Annotated in this window: 24 protein-coding genes; 12 read left to right on the forward strand and 12 right to left on the reverse strand. The window is 63.5% G+C overall.

The genetic code is table 11. The features are described from left to right. The first annotated feature begins 117 nt into the window (after window positions 1–117). The 3 genes from sppA to P1M51_RS10510 are packed head-to-tail and all read left to right on the forward strand — an operon-like array spanning window position 118 to window position 3,096. A complete protein-coding gene (gene sppA, locus P1M51_RS10500; protein WP_276248157.1) occupies window positions 118–1,140 on the forward strand; it encodes a signal peptide peptidase SppA in 1,023 nt (340 codons plus the stop codon). 36 nt (window positions 1,141–1,176) lie between these two features. Next, complete coding sequence (locus tag P1M51_RS10505) at window positions 1,177–2,313, forward strand: DUF373 family protein (RefSeq protein ID WP_276248158.1); 1,137 nt, start codon at window positions 1,177–1,179, stop codon at window positions 2,311–2,313. Window positions 2,314–2,352: 39 nt separating this feature from the next. Then, a complete protein-coding gene (locus P1M51_RS10510; protein ID WP_276248159.1) occupies window positions 2,353–3,096 on the forward strand; it encodes a diphthine--ammonia ligase in 744 nt (247 codons plus the stop codon). On the opposite strand, the gene P1M51_RS10515 is transcribed toward P1M51_RS10510, so the two are convergent. Next, on the reverse strand, window positions 3,090–4,055 hold the full coding sequence (locus P1M51_RS10515; protein ID WP_276248160.1) for an NDP-sugar synthase: 966 nt from the start codon (window positions 4,053–4,055) through the stop codon (window positions 3,090–3,092). The two genes, P1M51_RS10510 and P1M51_RS10515, sit on opposite strands and share 7 nt — an antisense overlap. A 201-nt stretch (window positions 4,056–4,256) precedes the next feature. Here P1M51_RS10515 and P1M51_RS10520 point away from each other — a divergent pair, with 201 nt between their 5' ends. Then, entirely contained in the window at window positions 4,257–4,553 is a 297-nt protein-coding gene (locus P1M51_RS10520; protein ID WP_276248161.1) for a transcriptional regulator, read from the forward strand. Here the strand turns inward: P1M51_RS10520 and P1M51_RS10525 are convergent. The 7 genes from P1M51_RS10525 to P1M51_RS10555 form a co-directional block, all read right to left on the reverse strand. Continuing rightward, window positions 4,550–4,966 (reverse strand): Rieske 2Fe-2S domain-containing protein, encoded by a 417-nt coding sequence (locus P1M51_RS10525; protein WP_276248162.1) that lies wholly within the window; start codon window positions 4,964–4,966, stop codon window positions 4,550–4,552. The two genes, P1M51_RS10520 and P1M51_RS10525, sit on opposite strands and share 4 nt — an antisense overlap. Before the next feature lie 117 nt (window positions 4,967–5,083). Next, on the reverse strand, window positions 5,084–5,965 hold the full coding sequence (locus P1M51_RS10530) for an aminotransferase class IV (protein ID WP_276248163.1): 882 nt from the start codon (window positions 5,963–5,965) through the stop codon (window positions 5,084–5,086). Further along, window positions 5,950–6,525: an aminodeoxychorismate/anthranilate synthase component II gene (locus P1M51_RS10535; protein ID WP_276248164.1), complete on the reverse strand. Its 576-nt coding sequence runs from the start codon at window positions 6,523–6,525 to the stop codon at window positions 5,950–5,952. The genes P1M51_RS10530 and P1M51_RS10535 overlap by 16 nt, the downstream gene beginning before the upstream one ends. Further along, a complete protein-coding gene (pabB, locus tag P1M51_RS10540; protein WP_276248165.1) occupies window positions 6,522–8,000 on the reverse strand; it encodes an aminodeoxychorismate synthase, component I in 1,479 nt (492 codons plus the stop codon). The genes P1M51_RS10535 and pabB overlap by 4 nt, the downstream gene beginning before the upstream one ends. Before the next feature lie 48 nt (window positions 8,001–8,048). Beyond that, window positions 8,049–8,645: a helix-hairpin-helix domain-containing protein gene (locus P1M51_RS10545; RefSeq protein ID WP_276248166.1), complete on the reverse strand. Its 597-nt coding sequence runs from the start codon at window positions 8,643–8,645 to the stop codon at window positions 8,049–8,051. A gap of 25 nt (window positions 8,646–8,670) precedes the next feature. Next, a complete protein-coding gene (locus P1M51_RS10550; RefSeq protein ID WP_276248167.1) occupies window positions 8,671–9,468 on the reverse strand; it encodes a shikimate dehydrogenase in 798 nt (265 codons plus the stop codon). 44 nt (window positions 9,469–9,512) lie between these two features. Then, entirely contained in the window at window positions 9,513–10,685 is a 1,173-nt protein-coding gene (locus P1M51_RS10555; RefSeq protein ID WP_276248168.1) for a sodium:calcium antiporter, read from the reverse strand. Window positions 10,686–10,768: 83 nt separating this feature from the next. Between P1M51_RS10555 and P1M51_RS10560 the strand changes: the two genes are divergently transcribed. The 5 genes from P1M51_RS10560 to P1M51_RS10580 all read left to right on the forward strand — a co-directional run bounded on the left by P1M51_RS10560 (window position 10,769) and on the right by P1M51_RS10580 (window position 14,874). Beyond that, a complete protein-coding gene (locus P1M51_RS10560; protein ID WP_276248169.1) occupies window positions 10,769–12,094 on the forward strand; it encodes a D-aminoacyl-tRNA deacylase in 1,326 nt (441 codons plus the stop codon). A gap of 97 nt (window positions 12,095–12,191) precedes the next feature. Beyond that, on the forward strand, window positions 12,192–13,346 hold the full coding sequence (gene ftsZ, locus P1M51_RS10565) for a cell division protein FtsZ (RefSeq protein WP_276248170.1): 1,155 nt from the start codon (window positions 12,192–12,194) through the stop codon (window positions 13,344–13,346). 66 nt (window positions 13,347–13,412) lie between these two features. After that, a complete protein-coding gene (locus tag P1M51_RS10570; protein WP_276248171.1) occupies window positions 13,413–14,213 on the forward strand; it encodes a winged helix-turn-helix domain-containing protein in 801 nt (266 codons plus the stop codon). Window positions 14,214–14,259: 46 nt separating this feature from the next. After that, window positions 14,260–14,433 carry a protein translocase SEC61 complex subunit gamma gene (locus P1M51_RS10575; RefSeq protein WP_276248172.1) on the forward strand — a complete coding sequence of 58 codons (174 nt, stop codon included), beginning with the start codon at window positions 14,260–14,262 and terminating at the stop codon, window positions 14,431–14,433. A 3-nt stretch (window positions 14,434–14,436) separates the two neighbouring features. Next, a complete protein-coding gene (locus P1M51_RS10580; protein WP_276248173.1) occupies window positions 14,437–14,874 on the forward strand; it encodes a transcription elongation factor Spt5 in 438 nt (145 codons plus the stop codon). 57 nt (window positions 14,875–14,931) lie between these two features. Here P1M51_RS10580 and P1M51_RS10585 read toward each other — a convergent pair whose 3' ends face one another. Further along, window positions 14,932–15,237: a hypothetical protein gene (locus tag P1M51_RS10585; protein ID WP_276248174.1), complete on the reverse strand. Its 306-nt coding sequence runs from the start codon at window positions 15,235–15,237 to the stop codon at window positions 14,932–14,934. Between the two features lie 121 nt (window positions 15,238–15,358). On the opposite strand from P1M51_RS10585, the gene P1M51_RS10590 reads away from it, so the two are divergent. After that, window positions 15,359–16,093: a PHP-associated domain-containing protein gene (locus tag P1M51_RS10590; RefSeq protein WP_276248431.1), complete on the forward strand. Its 735-nt coding sequence runs from the start codon at window positions 15,359–15,361 to the stop codon at window positions 16,091–16,093. Here P1M51_RS10590 and P1M51_RS10595 read toward each other — a convergent pair. Both P1M51_RS10595 and P1M51_RS10600 read right to left on the reverse strand, forming a co-directional pair. Then, entirely contained in the window at window positions 16,090–16,569 is a 480-nt protein-coding gene (locus tag P1M51_RS10595) for a metal-dependent hydrolase (RefSeq protein WP_276248175.1), read from the reverse strand. The two genes, P1M51_RS10590 and P1M51_RS10595, sit on opposite strands and share 4 nt — an antisense overlap. A 27-nt stretch (window positions 16,570–16,596) precedes the next feature. Beyond that, window positions 16,597–17,112, reverse strand: a complete 516-nt coding sequence (locus P1M51_RS10600; RefSeq protein ID WP_276248176.1) for a CinA family protein — start codon at window positions 17,110–17,112, stop codon at window positions 16,597–16,599. A 75-nt stretch (window positions 17,113–17,187) separates the two neighbouring features. Here P1M51_RS10600 and P1M51_RS10605 point away from each other — a divergent pair, with 75 nt between their 5' ends. Together P1M51_RS10605 and P1M51_RS10610 are read left to right on the forward strand one after the other, a co-directional pair. Further along, window positions 17,188–18,285, forward strand: coding sequence for a pyridoxal phosphate-dependent aminotransferase (locus tag P1M51_RS10605; RefSeq protein ID WP_276248177.1), 1,098 nt, complete (start codon window positions 17,188–17,190; stop codon window positions 18,283–18,285). Between the two features lie 160 nt (window positions 18,286–18,445). Then, window positions 18,446–19,498 carry a TRC40/GET3/ArsA family transport-energizing ATPase gene (locus P1M51_RS10610; protein ID WP_276248178.1) on the forward strand — a complete coding sequence of 351 codons (1,053 nt, stop codon included), beginning with the start codon at window positions 18,446–18,448 and terminating at the stop codon, window positions 19,496–19,498. Here P1M51_RS10610 and P1M51_RS10615 read toward each other — a convergent pair. Further along, a complete protein-coding gene (locus P1M51_RS10615; protein ID WP_276248179.1) occupies window positions 19,495–20,316 on the reverse strand; it encodes an SDR family oxidoreductase in 822 nt (273 codons plus the stop codon). The genes P1M51_RS10610 and P1M51_RS10615 overlap by 4 nt on opposite strands. Window positions 20,317–20,322 lie beyond the last annotated feature (6 nt).

Here is a 20,322-nt window from a genome sequence, read left to right on the forward strand (position 1 = left end):
TGCCGTTCACAACCCAGTGAGCCACAGCACTGTGTCGGCCTGACACGGAAAACTCCACAAGCGTGTCACCGGAAAAGCCACTAAAGGCTTTTCCCTGCGTGGGTCCCACCCCACGACATGGCAACAGATAGCGATGACCGACGCGGACAGGTCGGTCGCATCCTCGTTCTTCTCGTCGGCGCGGTCGTGGCGCTCCTCGTCGGCTGGTGGGCGTTCGTCGTCGTCCCCGGCGGGTCGCTCGGCGGCGTCGTCGGCGTCCTCCTGACGATACTGACCGTCGTCCTCGGCATCCGTCTCGCCGGGCGGGTCGCCCAGTCGCGGTTTCCCGGTTACAACGTCGCGGAGGTGGCCGTCGAAGGGCCAATCAGCCGCGACGGCGGGGGGCGATTCCCCTCGACGCCAGGCGGGGCGCACGCAGACCAATTCGTAGACCAGATAGACGCCGCGAACGACGACCAGAACGTAAACGCGCTCATCGTGCGGCTGAACACGCCCGGCGGCGAGGTGGTTCCGAGCGACGACATTCGCCTCGCCGTCGAACGCTTCGAGGGGCCAACCGTTGCGTACGCGACCGACGTGTGTGCGAGCGGTGGCTACTGGATTGCCTCCGGCTGTGACGAACTCTGGGCGCGGGACGCGAGCATCGTCGGCTCCATCGGCGTCATCGGGTCGCGGGTGAACGCGACCGAGCTAGCCGACAAACTCGGTCTCTCCTACGAGCGGTTCGCCGCGGGGAAATTCAAGGACGCGGGCACGCCGCTCAAGGAACTCTCCGAGCCAGAACGCGAGTACCTCCAGGGTATCATCGACGACCTCTACGACCACTTCGTTTCGCGGGTGACCGCCGCACGCGACCTGACGGAGGCGGAGGTGCGAGCCACGGAGGCGAAGGTGTATCTCGGTGAGGAAGCCCTGAACCTCGGTCTCGTGGACGCACTCGGCACGCGCGACGACGTAGAAGACCGCGTCGCAGAACTGCTCGGCGTCGAATCCGTGTCGGTCGTCGAGTTCACACCCCAGCGCAGACTCGTCGAGCGGTTCAGCCTCAGCGCAGAGCGTATCGCCTACGCGGCGGGGGCAGGTGTCGGTCGCGTCCTCACGCAGGATGGCGAACAGGGCGAGATGAACATCCGGCTGTAGGCAGGTTTTTTATTCGACCGGCGTCTCGATTTTACCGTGACAACGCTGGTCGTCTGTGTCGACCGCGGCGACGTCATCCCGCAGACTGGAATCGAAACGCCAGTCTCGGGGTGGGAGTCCGTCGCGTCGCTGGTCACCGAAGTGGGAATCGCAGACCCCGAGGACAGCCATGTGAACTGTCTGCTCGAAGCCCTGCGAATCACCCGCGACCTACGTGATACGAACGAAGACGCCGTCGTCGCCGTCGTCTCCGGAACCGGTGACGCCGTCAACGCAGACCGTGCCGTCGCCCGACAGGTCGACCAGCTCATCGACCGTTACGACCCCGAATCCGCCGTCGTCGTCATCGACAGCACCGAGGACGAACGCCTCGTCCCTATCATCGAGAGTCGGGTACGCGTCGACGCCGTAGACCGCGTCGTGGTCCGGCAAGCCCGCGACCTCGAATCGACCTACTACCTGCTCAAACAGTTCCTCGCGGACGAAGAACTGCGCCAGACCATCCTCGTCCCCATCGGGGCGGCCCTGCTCGTCTTCCCGGTTCTCCTGATGCTCGCAGAGAGTCCGACCGTCGCCATCGCGGCCATCACGGCGGTCATCGGCATCTTCCTGCTCTACAAGGGGCTGGGCATCGACGACGCCATCTCCCGGGCGGCGAGCGGCGTCCGCGACGCGCTCTACTCGGGGCAGGTGTCCATCGTGACGTACGTCGTGGCCGCCGGTCTCGCGCTCGTCGGCGTGTTCGCGGGCGCAATCGGCGTCTCCAGCCTCGAAGCGACCGACGCCGTCTTCATCCTCGCGATGCAGTTCATCTTCGACAGCGTGCCGTGGCTCGCGATGGCCGCGCTCACCGCGAGTACGGGGCGACTCATCGACGAATCCATCCGCGAAGACGCGATTCGGTCGTCGTACATGAACCTCCCGTTCGGCGTGGTCGCCGTTGGCCTCGTCGTGCGGGGCTTTTCGGCCTACTTCCTCGAACGCGCCGGCATCATCGGCCAGTTCACCGTCCCGGACCTCCAGTTCGGCGCGGTTTCGGTCTCCGGGTTCACGCTCTCTACGGGGACGCGCCTCGCCGTGTTCGTCATCGGCGGCGTCCTAATCAGCCTCATCGGCGTCCGCCTCACCTCCTACGTGACCGGCGGCAGCCTCCGGGACGAACTGCCCGAATAAGTCCGCGGCGTGTAAATCCCCCCACCGCCAACCACGGGTATGGCAGACGACGCAGCCGGCACGTGGGTCAGCCTCTTCTCGGGCGGGAAGGATTCCTCGTGGGCGCTCTACCGGGCGCTCGAAGAGGGACTCCCCGTCTCCCATCTCCTCACGGTCCACCCCGAGGGAGATTCCTACATGTACCACGTCCCAGCGACGGACCTCGCCACCCTCGCCGCAGAGAGCATCGACATTCCACTCATCGACGTGCATCCGGGCCACCTTGGCGCAGAATCGGCCACCGAGTCGGGCGAGCAGGGCGACGCGGAGGTCGAACCGCTCGAGGCGGCGCTGCGCGAACTCATGGAAACCGAATCCATCGCGGGCGTAACCGCCGGAGCGATTCAATCTGAGTATCAGACGAGTCGCATTCAGGCGATGTGCGACCGCCTCGGCATCGACCTGTTCGCGCCGCTGTGGCAGCGCGACACCGACGAACTCGCGGCCGAAATGCTGGCTGCTGGCTTCGAAATCACAATCATCCAGGTCGCCGCCTACGGCTTAGACGAATCGTGGCTTGGTCGCACCCTCGACGAAGACGCGCTCGCCGAACTGCGCGAACTCAACGACGAGTACGGCGTCCACATCCTCGGAGAAGGCGGCGAGTTCGAGACGTTCGTCGTAGATGGGCCGCACATGGACCGACGCATCGCACTCGAATACGAGACCGAGTGGGAGGGCACACGGGGCCGCCTTCGGATCACGGACGCGACGCTCGAACCGAGTGCTGTGGAAAATCAGTGACCGTTCGTCAGGTGCGTGTGTGCGCCGATGAGCGCGCCGGCGAGGTCCACGTTCGCGACGTGGGTTTCCTCGTCGATGATGCACTCTCGGAGGTCGCAGTTCTCGATGGTCGCGTTCGGGAAAATGACCGACTGGTCTACATTCACGTTTTCGAGGGTCGCCCCCTCCATGATGAGGACGTTCTCGCCGAGCGTGACGTTGTCGAGCGACGCCGAGTCGGCCACGATGTTCTCGCCACCGAGTGACCACGCGATGGCTTCGAGGTAGCTTTCTGGCGTCCCGATGTCGTACCACGCGCCCTCGAAGGTGTAGGCGTTTACCTCCTGCCGGCTGAACAGCCACTGGATGAACCAGCCGGGTTCGTCGGGGTTGTTGCCGCCGTTTAGGTACTCCTCGAACAGCAATGCGTCCTGCGGGAAGGCGTAGCAGGCGATGGAGACGAGGGTGCTCTTTGGGTTGTCCGGCTTCTCCTGGAAGTCCACGATGACGTCGCCGTCTATGTCCACGAGGCCGTAGGATTTCGCGCGGTCGAGCGACCCCACGTCGTAGGCGGCGAGCACCGGATTTCGCTTCTCGTCGAAGAAGTCGATGAACTCGCTGACCTGGAAGGAGATGAGGTTGTCTCCCGCGATAACGAGCAGGTCGTCGTCGATGCCCTCGCGCTCTACCAGTTGGGCGAGCGCGCCGATGACGCCGAACTTCTCGTCTTCCTCGGTGGTTTCCTCGACGGAGAGACGCGGTTTTTCGTACGTACTTTCGTCTAAGTGCTGCTCGAAGTCCTCCGCGAACCGCTCGTTCGTGCTCACGTAGACGTGCTCGATGCGGTCGTCGGCTTCGAGTTGGTCGAATATCCGGTCGATAACCGTCTCTTCGCCGACCGGGAGAAACATCTTGGGCCGATGTTTGGTAATCGGCCAGAGACGCGTCGCATAGCCACCCGCCAGAACGACTGCTTGCATAGTTCGATAACTCAAAGCGAGTGGCTAAGACCTTTTTGCCTCAGGCTGGAAATTCAGGCCGATTGAAACACGAAAAAAGTGAACGACGAAGCGCGATTCGTCCGATAGCTGGCCAAAAGTTGTATAAAAGCATCACACACCATAGCACGGACAGTTTCCGCCGCCAACAAGTAGTTGGTCGCCTGGCACGCACAGTCCTCCATGCGCGAAGCAGAGCAGACGACTCGACAGCGCATCGCCGAGTATCTTCGTGAGGAAACCGCGACCGCGAGCGAACTCGCCGTCGCGCTCGACCTCACTCCCCACGCCGTCGTCTCCCACATCGAACACGTCGCCAAAACGCTCGACGGCACCGGCGAGCAACTGCTCGTCGCCCCGCCGACGTGCAGAGAGTGTGGGTTCGACCGGTTCGACGACCCGGTAAACCTGCCCTCGCGGTGTCCAGAGTGCAAAAGCGAGAGCCTCGACCAACCCGCCTTCCGCGTCGAGGCGACCTAATTTCCGGTGAAGTCGATGCGCCCGCCCGAGGAGAGGTCGTACGCTCCCGACGGCCCGAGGTGTTCGAACTCGTAGCGGTCGTCGGTGAGGTACACTACGCCGTCCTCGACGGCCACCTCGACTTCGTTCAGGAACGCGCCCTCGCAGGGACCGAGGGTGCAGCGCCCTGTGTCGCCTTCGAAATATGCGCCGTGTTTCTCGCAGACGATTTCTCCGTTTCTGACGTACGCGCCGCTGCCCTTGTCGAGGCGCACGTCCGTCCAGTGCTGGCAGTAGTTTCGCCACGCGGCCACGCCGTCGGCCAGTTCGATGCAAATCACTTCGACTTTGTCGAAGCCCTCGCGGACGGTGAACAGGAGGGTGCTGTCCGTCGGAATCTCGTCGAGCGACGCGATGCGACTATCCTCGTCCATGGACCCGCTTGGGAACCGTCTGGTTCAACTGTTGTGATTGAACGCGAGTGAAACGGCAACTCTGCGACTGAGAACGATAGCCGACGGCAATGAACCGCACAGCCCTGCAGGTCTGTCTCAGCCCTGGTAATTGCGCTCTTCGACGTACTCCTTGAACACGAGCGAGAGGAGGTCGGTGACCGGACCGCCGCCGACCTGAATCCCGTCTACCGATTCGACGGGGCGCAGTTCCCACGTCGTGTTCGTGAGGAACGCCTCGTCCGCGCGGCGAAGCTGGTCGGGGGTATAGGTTCCCTCTTCGACGGGGATTCCCTCCTCGCGGGCGAGTTTGAGTACAATGTCGCGGGTCACGCCGGGGAGTACCGGGCCGGTCGTCGTCGGCGTGCGGAGGGCGTTGTCGACGACGAAGAAGACGTTGCTCGTCGCGCCCTCGGCGATGTTTCCGTCGGCGTCGCGGATGAGCGCCTCGTCGGCCTGGTAGGTGTCAGAGGCCGCCTTGCTGAGTTCGAGGCGGGCGAGAATTCCGTTCAGGTAGTTGTGCGTCTTCGCGTCCGCCGGAACCGCCTCGTTTGGAATCCGCCGGGTCTTCACCGTCTGGACGACCGCCGGGCGGTCCCAGACCGGGGTTCCCGCCGTCCCGCCGCGGGGGAGTTCCTTCACGATGACGACCACCGTCGGGTCAACTTCGGGCGCGGGCGTCAGTTTTCCCGGTTGGACGCCCCGCGAGATGGAGAGTTTGACGTAGGCGTCTTCGAGGTCGTTCGCGTCGAGCGTCTCCTGAATGCGGGTGAGCAGGTCGTCGTCCGTAAGCCCGTGGTCGAGCGAGAGCGTCTCGCAGGTGCGACGCAGGCGGGCGGCGTGGGCCGGCCACTCGAAGACGCTCCCGCCGTAGGCTCTGAGTGTTTCGAAGGCGGCGTCGCCGTACATGAATCCCCGGTCGCGCACCGAGACAGTTGCCTCCGCTTCCGGAACGAGTTCGCCGTTTACGTGGAAATACATTGGTTGACGAAGTTCTCGATGAGTTGTTTGCCCGCGTCGGTCAGGATGCTCTCAGGATGAAACTGGACGCCTTCGTGGGGTTTCTCGCGGTGGCGAACCCCCATCACGACGCCGTGTTCGTCCTCCGTGTACGCCGTCTCGATGAGCGTTTCGGGGAGGTCCTCTCGGCGGACGGCGAGCGAGTGGTATCGCCCCACTTTGAGCGGGTTCGGCAGGCCGCGGTAGATACCTTCGCCGTCGTGGACCATCTGGGAGGACTTGCCGTGAATGACCGCCGGGGCGTGGCCCACTGGTGCGCCGTTGGCCGCACAGAGTGCCTGATGGCCGAGACAGACGCCGAGCGTCGGATAGTCGAGGTCCGCGAAGATAGCCATCGAGATGCCCGCTTCCTCGGGCGTGCCTGGGCCGGGCGAGACGACGATGCCGTCCGGGTCGAGTTCACGAACGTCGGCGACAGAGAGGGCGTCGTTGCGCCGGACGAGGATGTCGGGGTGGAACTCGCCCACGAACTGAACGAGGTTGTAGGCGAACGAATCGTAGTTGTCGATGACGAGTATCACTCTTCGACCTCCATGTCACCCTGTGCGCCGAGCGCCTCGTCTAAGGCGGCGATGAGCGCCCGCCCCTTGTCGAGCGTCTCGTCGTACTCGGCGTCGGGGACCGAGTCGTGGACGATGCCCGCGCCGACGCGCAGGTAGTAGCGGTCTGCGTGTCGGACGAGCGTGCGGATGATGATGTTGAGCGTCGCCCGGCCGTCGAACCCGAACACACCCATCGACCCGGTGTAGGGTCCACGGCGGGTGGTTTCGACCTCGTCGATAATCTCCATTGTCCGGGGTTTTGGTGCGCCGGTTATCGTCCCGCCGGGGAAGACGGCGGCCACCGCGTCCGCGACCGTCACGTCCTCGCGAAGCGTGCCGCGGACGAGCGAGACGAGGTGCATCACGGCAGAGTAGCGGTCTACACGTCGGTACTCGCTGACCTCGACGGTCCCGTACTCGCACACTTTCCCGAGGTCGTTTCGCTCCAAGTCGACGAGCATCGCGTGTTCTGCGCGCTCCTTTTCGTCGCCGAGCAGGTCGGCTTCGAGGCGGACGTCTTCTTCCTCCGTCTCTCCGCGGGGTCGCGTCCCGGCAATCGGTTCCGTCGTCGCACGTCGGCCATCGACCGAGAGCAACAGTTCGGGACTGGCACTCACGAGATCCACGCCGGGGAACTCCATGAGCCCTGAGTAGGGTGCGGGATTCACCCGTCTGAGCGCCGCGTAGGCCTCGACGGGGTGAACGGTTGCGGGCGCGGAGAGACGCTGTGAGATGTTCGTTTGGAACGTGTCGCCATCGCGAATGTACTGCTTTACGCGACGGACGCGCGCTGCGAACGTCTCGCGGTCGCAGTCGGATTCGAAGGTGACCGGCCCGGCCGTCGAAGTCGGAGACGGCACGGCCGGGTCACCCGAGAGCGCGGCAGTAGCCAGGTCAATCGCCCGCGCTTTGCCCGCCTCGTAGGCGGCGTCGATGTCGTCACCGACCTCGGGGCAGGCGGTAATGCGGAGGGTCACGTCGCCCTCGTGTGGTTCCTCCCACGAGGCCACACAGTCGTAAACGCCGACCTGTAATTGGGGCAGCCCCCGGTCGTCCGTGGTCGTCTCGGGGAGGCGTTCGAGTTCGCGGGCGAGATCGTAGGAGAGCCAGCCGATTGCCCCGCAGGGATAGGGGACGTCGCAGTCGCCGCGGACGAGCGTCTCGCGGTCGAGGCGCTCGGCGAGCGCGGTGAGTGATTCAGAGCCAGCCGCCGAGTAGCCAGAAACGTGCGTTTCGAGGTGGTCCACCGGGTCGACCGCGAACAGGCCGAACCCCGATTGGCCACCCGTCGTTTCGAGAAAGACGCCGCAGGGGCCGTCGCGCGCGCGGCGGTAGGCGAGAAACGGGTCTGAAACCGTGACCTGCACCTCGACCGGCACGCGCCCGCCGGGAGGGGCGTCGCGTGCCGGTCCCCGGAACGAGGCCCTGTCGGTCACGACGGTTGGCCCAGTCATGCAGTCAGAAAGTCGGTGTGCGACTAACCCTCTTGTGGTTTGGTGCGTCTATACGCGGTGTTTGGCGCGCTCGATCCAGCGGCCGACGCGCTTTGGTGACACGTCGATTGCCTCGCCGATTTCCTTCGCATCCGCGGCCGCGAGGTCCGCAATCGAGCCGATACCGACCTCTTCGAGACGGTCTGCGTAGGCCGGGCCGATGCCCTTGATGACGGTGAGGGGTTCCTCCGTATCTCCACCCACGGGACCGACGGCCTCCGCTGGTTCTGCCGCGCCGACTTCCTCGTCGGCCTCGTCGGTCATCGTTTCCGTGGAGGCTGTCGCCTCGGTGTCGGTCGCCGCTGCGTCGGCTTCCTCGTCCGGTTCCGCGTCAGGCTCCACTTCCTCTACGGACGCGGTGGCGTCCTGCGTCGTCGTGTCGGCGGGTCCGACCGCCTCGGCCGGTTCTGTAGCGCCGGGCGTCTCGTCCGCCTCGTCAGTCAGCGATTCCGTAGATGCCGCAGCGTCGGTGTCACTCGAAACGGACGACGCTTGAGACTCCTCCTCGCTGTCCGAGATAGGAACCCCAACACCGTCGTTGCCGCGCCGTTCGGGGCGCGACTCGTTCATACCGAGCAACGATTTCAGCCAGTCAAACAGACCCATGTCATTCGATAGAAAGGCTTCGCACTTAAAGACGTTCACGTAACGCGGTATTCATCTCGGCGACAGGCGCGTCACGACCGGTCCACCGTTCGAAGGCTTCGACGCCTTGATAGAGCAACATCCACGCGCCGTCGACCGTCGTCGCCCCGACCGCCGCGGCGTCCCGGAGCAAGCGAGTTTCGAGCGGTCGATAGACAGCATCCAGAACCGCGAGGTCTGCGTGGAGCGCGTCGCGCGGGACGGGCGTCTCGTCGCTCTCCATGCCGACGCTCGTCGCGTTCACGAGCACGGACGCCGATTCGAGTAGCGCGGGAAGTTCAGAGAGCGCGTGGCCAGTCGCGTTCGGGACCACCGCCGCGAGGTCGTGGGCGGTCTGTTCGGTTCGGTTTGCGATGCGGACGGTCACCCCCTCGTCCGCGAGGCCGAACGCGACGGCCCGGCCCGCGCCGCCCGCGCCAACCACGACCGCTTCGCCCGACAGGTTTACGTCGTGGTCGCGCAGTGCCCGAACCGCGCCGACGGCGTCCGTGTTGTGGCCCGTCGGCGTCTCGCCCGAGAAGTCGATGGTGTTGACCGCGCCGATGCGCGCGGCGAGGTCGTCAGGTTCGACGAGTTCCAGAACGTCCTGTTTGAACGGAATCGTCACGTTGAGCCCTGCAATGCCGAGAGCGTCCGCGCCCCGAATCGCGGTTTCGAGGTCGCTCGGCGCTGGTTCGAAGGTGACGTAGCGCGCGTCCATTCCCAGCGCCGCGTAGCCTGCTTCGTGCATCGGCGGGGACAGCGAGTGCCCGACGGGGTTCCCGAGAAGTCCAAACACCTGCATGGCAGTGGCCACGCGGTAGGCCGGAATAAAACGGTCGTCTCGCGTCAGTTTCCGCCGGTCACGCTAAGTCCCAGAAACAGAACGTGGTAGACGAGCACGACGATGAACAGCAGGTAGAACGCGCCGCCAATGAGGAACGGCAGTGGCTTCATGTTGCCCTCGTTTACAGTTCTCGCGCGCAGGTACAGGAGGACGCCCGAGAGGATGGCGAGGACGGCAGAGAAGGCGTTCAAGAAGCCAGCAGACCCCCACTCGAGCGAGAGATTCCACGAGGTGAACACGATGCCGAGCGTAACCGGGAGCGTCCCCTGAAACGCCATCGCGCCGGTGATGTTCCCGATGGCGAGCGTGTCCTTGTCCTGTGAAATCCAGATGATGCTGTTGAACTTCTCCGGGAGTTCGGTCGCGAGCGGTGCGAGCAGGAGAGCGACCACGGCCGCCGGAATGGTGAGGACCTCCTCTGAGAAGAACTCGACTTCTGTGACGAACAACTGCGCCCCCGCGACGATGAACACCAGCGCGAGGAAGGTCTGGACGAGAACGAGTTTCTTCGAGGGGTCGTCGCTGTAGTTTTTCGCGGCGTCGCCGATACCGGGGATGGGACCCCACCCGCGCTCGATGAACAAGCCAAGGTGGAGGTCGTCCAGGTCGCCACCCTCGATGAGTTCGCCGCTCTTGAGCGAGCGATAGACGTAGACGCCGTAAAGGACGAGCAACGAGGCAGCGATAGCCAGTTGAATCGGCCGCCAGCGGACGAGCGCGGCGGTGAACGCGAGCGTGTAGCCCACGAGGAAGAAACTCAGGTCCCGGCGGGTCGAAACTTCGTTGAAGTGAAACTCCGGGCCGTACGACCGTCGCCGGGAGAAGTAGAGCACGCTCACGCCGATGAGGAACATCGCGATGGTCGCGAGCATGAACGGTGCGCCGAGAATCGCGCCGACGCCGACTTCGTCCGCGCCAGACGTGTCGCCGGTCGCGAGGCCGTGGACGATTGCGATGAGCGGTATCATCGTCTCAGGGAGCGCGGTTCCAACGGCCGCGAGGATGCTCCCAGTCGCGCTCTCGGAGACGCCGAGTCGATGGCCGAGCCACTCGACGCCGTTCGTGAACACTTCCGCACCGAGCAAGAGCAACAGAAACGATCCGAGCAAGAGAATCCCGTTTTCGAGTGCCCGCGACGAAATTGGGAGAGAGACTATTGCAGGATGCAGCGCCATTGTTCACCGTTTCTCGCTCGGTTTATTAAGCCGTTCTCTCCAACTCCGACGGCTTTTATTTCTCGCCCGCAGGACCAACGTGTGTGATTGGAATCGTCGTCAGCCGCGCCGACCACGCCTCCGTCCACATCGGCGAGCAGTTGCACGCGCTCGCAGACTGGACCGAATCGACCGACGAGCGCCGACCCGACGGGGCTGGCGGCGGAACCGTCTACCATACCGATGGGTTCGAACTTCGGGAGTTCGACGACCTGCACATCGAACTCGAAGACGCAGCGGGGGCCTTCGACGACCCCGACTACCTCGTGTTCGCCTCCCGGCACGCGGGCGACACCGGCCCGCTTTTGACCGCCCACTTCACCGGGAACTTCGGACCTGCGGAGTACGGCGGCGTCGAGGGGGGGCTGGCCCGCGCCTGCCCGAACGCGCACAAGGCGGTCGTCGCGGCCCTCGCAGAGCACGCACCAGACGGCTACGACGTAGGCATGGAGTGTACCCACCACGGCCCCTCCGAAGTAGGCGTCCCGTCGATGTTCGTCGAACTCGGCAGCGGCGACGAACAATGGGAGGACGCAGAGGCCGCACGCGCCGTGGCCGAAGCGATTCTCAGCCTCGACGGCGTCCCGACCGACCGCGAGCGCCAACTCGTCGCGTTCGGCGGCGGCCACTACGTCCCGCGGCCGACGCGCATCGTCACGGAAACGGACTGGGCAGTCGGGCACATCGCTGCAGACTGGTGTCTCGCCGACATGGGAACCCCCGAACAAAACCGCGAGACCATTGCGCGCGCCTTCGAGCAAAGCAACGCCGCGCACGCCGTCGTGGACGGCGAGAAACCGGACCTCGTCGCGGTTATCGAGTCCCTCGGTTTCCGCGTCGTCAGCGAAAGATGGGTGCGCGAGACGGACGCCGTGGCGCTCGACGCGGTCAGCGCTCTCGAAACCGCGCTCTGTTCAGTGGACGACGGCCTCCGATTCGGCACCGCGCGCGAGGCGTGGACCGACGACTTCACTACTGTCTCGCTGCCCGCGGACCTCGTCCAGGAAGCGGAAGGTATCGACCGCGAGGCCGTTCGGACGGCCGCAGAATCGACACTGCTCGCGTTCACGACTGAGGAAGCGGGCACGCGCGTCGGCGCGCAGGCAGCCGTTTCCGACCCCGCGAACCGCCGCGAGTTCGTCGAAGCATTGGTGGCTGTTCTCCGACAGAAATACGACGAGGTGACGATTCAGGAGGACGCGGTCGTCGCCCAAATATCGACGTTCGACCCGTCGAAGGCAGAAACGCTCGGGATTCCCGAAGGGCCCGCATTTGGGAAGCTGGCAAGTGGGCAACCTGTCACAATTCGTGGTCGTGAGATACCACCCGCCGAAGTCCAGACGCGACGCGAACATCGGTTCGTCCTCTGATTTTGTCAGTCATTTTTTCGAGGGTAAATTACGTCTGACGTCAGTCAGACAAGAGGGGAAAAATAATTACCTCTCGTCTTGAACCACTCCGTATTACATGGACTCAATTATTGAGGACGCTATCGAGGAAGCCGAGCAAGACCGAGGCGAGGAGGCACCTCAGGGGGCACAGAATGGAGCGAACGGGCAGGGTATGAAGACGTCCGGGACGATGACCGACGAGGAGCTGCTCTCGGTCGTCGACGACCTGAAGACGGAGATTACGGTCGTTGGCTGCGGTGGCGCGGGGAGTAACACGGTGACGCGCATGGCCGAGGAGGGCATTCTCGGTGCGACACTCGTCGCCGCGAACACGGATGCCCAACACCTCGTCAACAACACGAAAGCGGACACCAAGATTCTCATCGGTCGGCAGCGCACCGGCGGCCGCGGTGCTGGCTCCGTTCCGAAAATCGGCGAAGAAGCCGCCCAGGAGGACATCGAGGACATCAACGAAGCCGTCACCGGGTCCGACATGGTGTTCATCACCGCTGGTCTCGGCGGCGGCACCGGGACCGGGTCTGCGCCCGTCGTCGCGCAGGCCGCTCAGGACGCGGGCGCGCTCACCATCGCCATCGTGACGATTCCGTTCACCGCAGAGGGTGAACGTCGCCGTGCGAACGCGGACGCCGGCTTAGAGCGCCTGCGCTCGGTCGCAGACACCGTCATCGTCATCCCGAACGACCGACTGCTCGACTACGCGCCGAACATGCCACTGCAGGACGCCTTCAAAATCTGTGACCGCGTGCTCATGCGCTCGGTCAAAGGCATGACCGAGCTCATCACCCGACCAGGGCTGGTCAACGTGGACTTCGCCGACGTTCGCACCATCATGGAGAACGGCGGCGTCGCCATGATTGGGCTCGGCGAGAGCGACACCGAAAGCAAGGCGAAAGACTCCGTGCGCTCTGCACTGCGCTCGCCACTGCTCGACGTCGAATTCAAGGGCGCGAACTCTGCGCTCGTCAACGTCGTTGGTGGTCCCGACATGAGCATCGAAGAGGCAGAGGGCGTCGTCGAAGAAATCTACGACCGCATCGACCCAGACGCCCGCATCATCTGGGGCGCGACGGTCAACGACGAATACGAGGGCAAGATGGAGACGATGATCGTCGTCACCGGCGTCGAATCGCCGCAGATTTACGGCAAGAGCGAAGCAGAACGCGAAAAAGCCTCACAGCAGGTTCGCGACGACATCGATTTCGTCGAATAATCGCGAACGTCCCCCGTTTCTGTACAGTCTAGCGAACCTCATATAGCAGGGGTACCCAGTATCTACATGGACCACCCGCTGGCCGACATCGAGTTTCTGGCTCGTTCGAACAACCGGGTGGTAATCTTGGATACACTCGCGACGCGACCGTGTACCCGCGACGAACTGCGCGAGGCGACGGGTGCCTCACGGGTCACCCTCGGACGAATTCTCGGCGACTTCACCGCTCGTGGGTGGATACGCCAGGAAGACGGCGAGTTCCGCGCGACGGCCATCGGCCGACTGGTCGCGACCCAGTTCAACCGACTCATCGCGACGATGGAGACAGCCGACAATCTCCACGACATCATCCAGTGGCTGCCGGCCGACGACTTCGATTTCCAGCTTACATGTTTCAACGATGCGACCATCGTACGGCCCACGCAGAGCGACCCGCTCGCACCGGTCAGACGAGCCGCCGCCTACCTCCGGCAGGCAGACTACGTCGAAGTGCTCACCCACTCGGTGGCCGCGGAGAATCTCGAAGCGGACTGGCAGGCCGTCGTCAACGGAACCCAGCGGTTCGATGGCGTGCTCACGACGGCGGTCATCGAGACCATCCGTGCAGACCCGGTGCTCGCCACGCAGATGGCCGAGATGGTTGAGACGGGGAACGCGACCGTCCACAGGTACGAGGACGACGTGCCGTACGTGGTCATGTTGGCGGACGAACTGACCCTGCTCGGTATTACCGACGACCAGCGAATGCCGCGGGCGCTCATCGTCACCGACGACGAGCAAGTACGGATGTGGGCAACCGAGATAATCGACGCATATCGCCAGACTGCGAGCGCGGTCACCCCCGAATTGTTCACCATCGGCGGGTGAGGCTGTAAGCAATAAATAGAAAAAGGCGGAGAGGTAACACCTCGACATGGAAGTTCCGTTTAAGCTCTCGTCGTACACACGAGTGCTCAAGCTTGCGAGTACGCCATCGCGAGAGGAGTTCTCTCAGATTGCGAAGATCGCCGGTGCGGGCATCGTGTTGGTCGGTCTGCTCGGATTCATTATCTTCGTAATCATGAGTTTCGTCCCAGGCGGTGCATAAGCGATGCCGATTTACGCCGTAAAGACGACCGCGAGCCAGGAGCGGACGGTCGCAGACATGATTATCAACCGTGAAGAAGACGAGATTCACGCTGCGCTCGCTCCCGACTCCCTCACGAGCTATGTGATGGTCGAAGCCGACAACGACGCCGTCATCAAGCGCGTCTTAGAAGACATCCCACACGCCAGAACTATCGTCCCCGGGGAGAGTTCTATCGGCGAAGTAGAACACTTCCTCTCGCCGAAACCGGACGTCGAAGGGATTGCGGAGGGCGACATCGTCGAACTCATCGCCGGGCCGTTCAAGGGCGAGAAGGCACAGGTCCAGCGCATCGACGAAGGCAAAGACCAGGTGACGGTCGAACTCTACGAGGCAACCGTTCCGATTCCCGTGACCGTGCGCGGCGACCAGATTCGCGTCCTCGACTCAGAAGAGCGCTAGTCCGCCGCTCGTTTTCAGCCGTTCCAGCAATCGAGAAGCAACAGGAAGAGATTAACGTCAGGCAGGGTTGCCGGCCTGTTCGATACGCGCGAGCACTTCGTCTAAATCGACGGCCGATTCGATATCGTCGAGGATGCTCTCGCGGCGGCGAACGTCAGCCGCGTTCGCATCGTAGGCTCGGACGTATTCAGCCCGCGTGTGTTCTTCGAACGCGTGTTTGATGGCGAAGTAACCATCTGGCAACGTCGTTCCACAAACCTGACAGGCGTGGTGGTCGTGGTCGGTAGCCTGATGGACAGCTGCACTTTCTACGCGCTCAAACTGCTCGCCGCAGCCATCGATGGCGCACTCCCAAGGTGACATCCGTACAGAATTCATGGATATAGTGATATATACAGTTTCCTCCACTGTCGAGCAAATCAGAATCGATTAATCCCCTACCACCGAACCAGCGGACGTGAGTCGCGACGAGTTCCGTGTCGATATGCACGTGAAGATTCTCGACGAGAAGGTCGTAGCGCGGGCCAAAGCCCGCGGTATCGACGCACTCGTCTATGCACCCCACTTTACCCGTCTCTCTACCATCGAAGCACGCGCGACGCGGTACTCAGACGAGGACCTGCTCGTCGTTCCCGCCCGCGAAATCTTCACTGGCGACTGGAAGACGCGCAAACACATCCTCGCCCTCGGTCTCACCGAGCCAGTTCCTGACTTCATCACGCTCGAAGGCGCGATGACGGAACTCGCACGGCAGGGTGCTGCCGTCCTCGTCCCACACCCCGAATTTCTCACGGTCAGTATGGAACAGCCGGACATAGAACGGTTTACAGACCGCATTCACGGCATCGAAGCCTACAATCCCAAACACTGGCCCCACCAGAACCGGCGTGCCGCCGAACTGGTCAGAGACCTGTCGCTGCCCGGATTCACCTCCTCGTACGCACACCTCCGCGGGACCATCGGGGAGGCGTGGACTGCGTTCGACTCATCGTTCGAATCCGCAGACGACCTCGTCACCGCCCTCAAAGAACAGGTCACTCGACGCGTGGTTTATCGGACGGGACTCGGCCATCGGCTTCGCTGTCTGGCGGAGTTCGCCCATCTCGGCTACGAGAACAGCTACGGGAAGATAGACCGCCTCTTTCTCTCCGGCACCGAACCGACCCACCCGGACAACATCGCCTACGACGGCCGGTTCGACGACGTCAGCGTCTACTAGGCAATCCCAAGTGACTGGAGGCCGAGTTGCGCGAGCGGTTCTCGATAGACGATGACCGCCGCCGCGACGAGTTCGACAGCGGTCACCGCGAGCATCACCGCGTCGGCGTAGCGACTGCTCACGGGCACCCCGACGGGGAGATTGTACTCCTTCTCGAACGGGTAGAACAGCGCGATGCCACGCCGCGACCCGAGAACGTCCAGAACGTAGTGGGTGAGAATTCCAATCCAGACGTAGTGGAGATTGCCAAAGTACGTCGGCCACGCCGCGAAGATGCCGAGGACGAGCAGGTTGTGCAGCGTTTTCCGGTGGCGGCCGAAGGCCGTGTCCACGTCGGGAAAGAGCGCACCGAGGACCACGGGGACGCTCACCTCGGCGATAGTTCGGAGCGTCTCTACGTCGCCGCTCGGATGAAGGATGTATCCGAGCCCGATGCTCAGCAACAGGGCGTTCAGCACATGACCACGTTTGTTCATCGACAGCGGAGTGGACGGAGCGACTGCCTACAAGGCTTTCCGTTTTTCTGTCACAGCGGCAAGCACGTCTTCGAGCGCCTGGATTGCGATGTGTCGTTTTATCTCCGTGCGCGTCCCATCGAACTGGTGGCGGACGACCGTCGTCTGGGAAGTTTGCGTGCCCCACTCGCCGGCGTAGGCAACGCCGATGAACACCGTCCCCACGGGTTTCTCCGGTGTGCCGCCGTCTGGCCCCGCGATACCTGTCGTCGCGACGCCCCACGTCGTGTCAGCCGTGTCGCGAATGCCCTGTGCCATCTCGCGAGCGACCGGTTCGCTCACCGCCCCGTGTTCGTCGAGCGTCTCGCGGTTGACGGCGAGCAGTGCGCGCTTGGCGTCGTAGGAGTAGGAGACGACGCTCCGGTCGAAGTAGTCACTGGAGCCCGGCACGTCCGTCAGAAGCGACCCGACGAGCCCGCCGGTACAGGACTCCGCAACGGCGATGGTTCCGCCAGTCTCTCGGAGTGTGTCACCCAAGCGAGCCTCGATTGCGTCGTCGGTCATGCTCGAACCAAGGGTCGCTTCGCGCAAGAAACTACAGGGCGAAAGAAACAACCATCCCCTCCGATGAGGTGAGACATGGACTACGAAGAGCCGCTGTTCTTCCGGGTCATGCAGTACGCCGGAAACGCGGACAGGGACGTTATCGACATGGTGAGTGGGAATCCCGATTGGGGCGCTCCACCCGCCATCAGCGACGGCCTCCACGAGTACGCTGACCTCGGTGGCGAGGCCTTCCAGTACCCGCCGAGCGACGGGATGGTAGCGCTCCGTGAAGAGATTGCGAAGCGCCAAAGCGTCGCTGCAGAGCGCGTGGTCATCGCCAACGGCGGCGGCGAGGCGAACTATCTGGCCATGGCTGGCGCGCTGGAGCAAGCCACGGGCAACGAAGTGATTCTCACCGACCCCGTCTATCCCTACTATCCGGGCAAGACGCAGATGCTCGGGGGCACGCCACGATACGTTCCCGTCGCCGAAGACGGCACGCTCGAGCCGGATGCGGTTCGGGCCATCGCGAGCGAGGAGACAGCGCTCATCATGGTTAACACGCCGAACAATCCCACTGGGGCCGTGTACGACCACGACATCATGGCCGAACTGGTCGCGATTGCAGAGGAACACGACGCCTTCCTCGTGAGCGACGAAGTCTACGACGAGTTCGACCATTCGGGGACGTTCACAAGCGCGCTCTCGTTCGAATCTGACAACTGCATTATCACGAAGTCTTTCTCGAAGTCGTTTGCCATCACGGGTTTTCGCGTCGGCTATTCGATTTTCCCGGACGAACTGGTCGCCGCTGCGCGGACGCGACACATGCTCGTGAACGTCACCAGCCCGCATCCCTCCCAGTACGCCGTTCTGCGGGCGCTCAAAGAAACCCCCGAGTCCTACCACGAAGAGACGCGAGAACTGCTTGGAGAGCGCATCGAGACGTTCACCGCTGCGCTCGACGAAGCCGGGGCTACCTACACGCGTCCCGCGGGCGGCTTCTACGTCATGGCGCGATTCGACGGCTTCCCGGGCACGCTGGATAACGTGTTCCGACTCATCGACGAAGCCGGCGTCGCGGGGATGCCTGGCGAAGCGTTCGGCGAGGAGCGAAGCGACTGGCTGCGTTTCGCGCTCGTGACGCCGCGAGCGACTGAAGCGGCCACCCGACTGGCTGACTTCTTCTAGCGACTCCCGCTTGGGATACTCGGACTCGTAGTTGGTGGTTGCGACTACGCCGCGCCAGACGGGGAGCGCGGGAGCGTCCGTGGCGGACTGGTACCGACATCGTATTTGAAACCTTGGAGCGACCGAGAAGTACACAAGTCCCCGCCGGTAACGGGCGCGTATGAGTGACCTGACGGTCGAGCCGGTGGAGTCGATCGATGACGCAGACGTTCCCGTTGGCATCGACGCCCCCGAATACGTGCTGTACGGCGGCAAGGGCGGCGTCGGGAAGACGACGATGGCGGCGGCGACGGCGCTCGCGAGCGCCCGCGATGGAACGTCGACCCTCGTCGTTTCGACGGACCCGGCCCACTCGCTCTCCGACACCTTCGAGACGCAAATCGCCGCGGAGCCGGCTCGTATCCGCGACGACGTCCCGCTCTACGGCGCGGAAATCGATCCAGACGCCGCGATGGAAGACGGCATCTTCGGCGAAGGCGGAGCCGGGGGAATGGGCGGCATGGGCGGCCTCGGCGAACTGCTCGGCGGCGAAGACGGTGACGACGCGAACCCACTGATGGGCGGGACGATGCCCGGCGCGGACGAGGCGGCGGCGATGCGCCTCCTGCTCCAGTACATGGACGATGAGCGATTCGACCGCGTCGTCATCGACACCGCGCCGACGGGGCACACCCTGCGACTGCTCGAACTGCCGGAGGTTCTGGACTCGATGGTGGGCCGCTTCATCAAACTCCGCCAGCGATTCAGCGGGATGATGGACGGACTGAAGGGGATGTTCGGCGAAGGGCAGGATCCCGAAGCCGGTATCGGCGATTTAGAGGCGTTCGCCGCCCGCATCGAACGCCTCCGGGCGACGCTTCGCGACCCGCAGAAGACCGATTTCCGCATCGTGATGGTGCCAGAAGAGATGAGCGTCGTCGAATCCCAGCGGCTGCTCGCCCGGCTTCGAGAGTACCAGATTCCCGTCGGAACGGTCGTGGTCAATCAGGTGATGGAAGACCTGACGGACGTGACCGGCATCGAGACCGACTGGTTCATCTCGCCGAACCTCGACTCCTGTGAGTTCTGCCAGCGACGCTGGAAGGTCCAGCAGAACGCACTCACGAAGGCACAGGACCTGTTTATGGGTCACGACGTGAAGCGTGTGCCACTCTTTGCTGACGAAGTTCGCGGAGAACGGATGTTACGAGTCGTCGCCGCCTGCCTCGACTAGAGGAAACGACGCGCCTGGCGGTACAGGAAGTCGATCCAGTTCGCAGGGATAAACCGGGCGTATTCGCCCAACTCGGCGGGTTTGCCGACCTGGTAACGAGTGTGTGGATTCGGTGAGAACGCCGCCTCGACAATGTCTTCTGCCACGCGCTCTGGTGTGACTGCGCCGAAGGTGTCACTGCCGATGAGCACGGTGTCGTCGAACAGTTCGTAGAACCCTTCGTAGGCTGCCGTTCGTTCGAGTTCGTCGAGTTCGTCTTCGACGCGGTCGTTGAATTTCGTCTTGACCGGACCGGGTTCGACGAGGACGACATCGATTCCGAACTCGTCTACTTCGACGCGAAGCGCGTCGGACATGGCTTCGAGGGCGAACTTCGACCCGCTGTAGATGCCGGTTCCGGGCATGGAGATGCGCCCGAGTACCGAGGAGACGTTGATGATGGTTCCGTCGCCCTCCTCGCGCATGTGCGGCAGGACGGAGCGGATGAGGCGGTGGGGGCCAAAGACGTTCACGTCAAACTGTTGTTGAGCCTCCTGTGGTGTCACGTCCTCTACCGGGCCGAGTTTCCCGTAGCCGGCGTTGTTGACCAGACAGTCGATGCGTCCCTGTTCTTCGACGATGCGTTCGACGACGCGTTCGACGTGCGCACTGCGGGTGACGTCGAGGCGAGCAGTGTGAGCACCGGCGGTTTCGAGCCCCTCGATGTCTTCTGTGTCGCGGGCCGTGGCGTACACTTCCCACTCCGTATCGAGAAACTCCTGTGCGGTGGCACGGCCGATGCCGGAAGAACACCCAGTGATGAGGACCGTCTTCGTCATGCCCTC

The sequence above is a fragment of the Haladaptatus sp. QDMS2 genome (genome assembly GCF_029338295.1).
Classification (GTDB): Archaea; Halobacteriota; Halobacteria; order Halobacteriales; family Halococcaceae; genus QDMS2.